The sequence below is a fragment of the Paractinoplanes durhamensis genome (assembly GCF_016862175.1).
Classification (GTDB): Bacteria; Actinomycetota; Actinomycetes; order Mycobacteriales; family Micromonosporaceae; genus Actinoplanes; species Actinoplanes durhamensis.
Genome location: NZ_BOML01000127.1, coordinates 1 through 1396, shown reverse-complemented (window position 1 = coordinate 1396; position 1396 = coordinate 1). Strand labels below are relative to the sequence as shown.

2 protein-coding genes are annotated in these 1396 nt (G+C 67.9%); both read left to right on the top strand.

Features of this window, described 5'->3' with window-relative positions; all coding sequences use genetic code 11:
• Positions 1–25: 25 nt before the first annotated feature.
• Positions 26–457 carry a hypothetical protein gene (locus tag Adu01nite_RS47415; RefSeq protein ID WP_203736000.1) on the top strand — a complete coding sequence of 144 codons (432 nt, stop codon included), beginning with the start codon at positions 26–28 and terminating at the stop codon, positions 455–457.
• A gap of 62 nt (positions 458–519) precedes the next feature.
• Positions 520–1396: DDE-type integrase/transposase/recombinase (locus Adu01nite_RS47410; protein ID WP_203735999.1), on the top strand; the 877-nt coding region annotated here is incomplete at its 3' end.

Genomic DNA, 1396 nt, shown 5'->3' with positions numbered 1-1396 from the left:
GTAGGGCGTGACTGGAGATGCGTACGTGAGCAGCAACAAGCAGACGCCCGAGACCAACGGTTCCGGTCCGATCAACCCGGCCCCGCGCCCGGCCCGGCGTAGCTTCACCGCGGAGTACAAAGCCGCGGTGGTGGCCGAGTACGAGGCCGCACCACACGGTGAGAAATCCGCGGTCCTCCGGCGGGAAGGACTATTCCATTCCCACGTGCAGGAATGGACCCGTGGCCGCAGCACCGCCGCACCGGCCGGAACGGCGAATGGTTCCGGGGCAAGCCCGACGACGACGGCCCGGCTGTCGCGGGCCGAGCGCGAGACCGAACGGTTACGGGCCGAGAATGCTCGGCTGAACGCAAAACTCGCGCAAACCCAGGCCGCGTTGTCGATCATGGGAAAAGCGCACGAGCTCTTGGCATCGCTGGCCGAGAGCACGGACACACCGCCGTCATCGAGCCGCTGATCGCCGAAACTCTGCACGCGCTCACCGACGCTGGGACACCGATCCGTACGGCCTGCCGGCTGGTGGGACGGTCCCGGGCCACGCACTACCGCCACGCCCGCGGCCCGGTCCTCGGGCCCAAGCAGCGGCGCTCGCCGGGCCCGCAGGCCCTGGACGCCGACGAACGGGCGGCGGTCCTGCAAGTGATCAACCAGACCGGCTACGGCGAGTTGTCGATCGGGCAGATCTGGATCCGGGAACTCGACGAAAACCGTTACTGGTGCTCACTTTCCAGCATGTACCGCATCGCCGCAGCCGCCGGCCAGACACGGGAACGACGGCGGCTGGCCACTCACCCGGCGAAGGTGAAACCCGAGCTCGTCGCCGACGGGCCGTCGCAGGTGTGGTCCTGGGACATCACCAAGCTGCGCGGACCAGCGAAGGGAATCTGGTACCACCTGTACGTCCTGATCGACATCTACTCCCGCTACAACCCGGGCTGGATCCTCGCCGCAGCCGAAGACTCCGTCCTGGCCCGCGACTTCATCGACGAAGCCATCACCCGCAACGGTCAAGTCCCGCACACCGTGCACGCCGACCGAGGCACCTCGATGACCTCGCAACCGGTGTCCGCGCTGCTGGTCAACCTCGGTGTCACCCGCACCCATTCCCGGCCCCGGACATCGGATGACAACCCGTTCTCCGAAGCGCAGTTCAAAACCCTGAAATACCTGCACGACTTCCCCGAATCGTTTCCGAGTCTGTCGGCCGCCCGCGCGTTCTGCGACGGGTTCTTCACCGAGTACAACCACGTCCACCGCCATTCCGGGATCGGCTGGCACACTCCGGCATCAGTGCATTTCGCGACCACCGGCCCGATCGACGCCGCCCGCCAGCACACCCTCGACACCGCCCGCGCGGCCCACCCCGAGCGCTTCGCCCGGCGCCCCCGCCCACCGC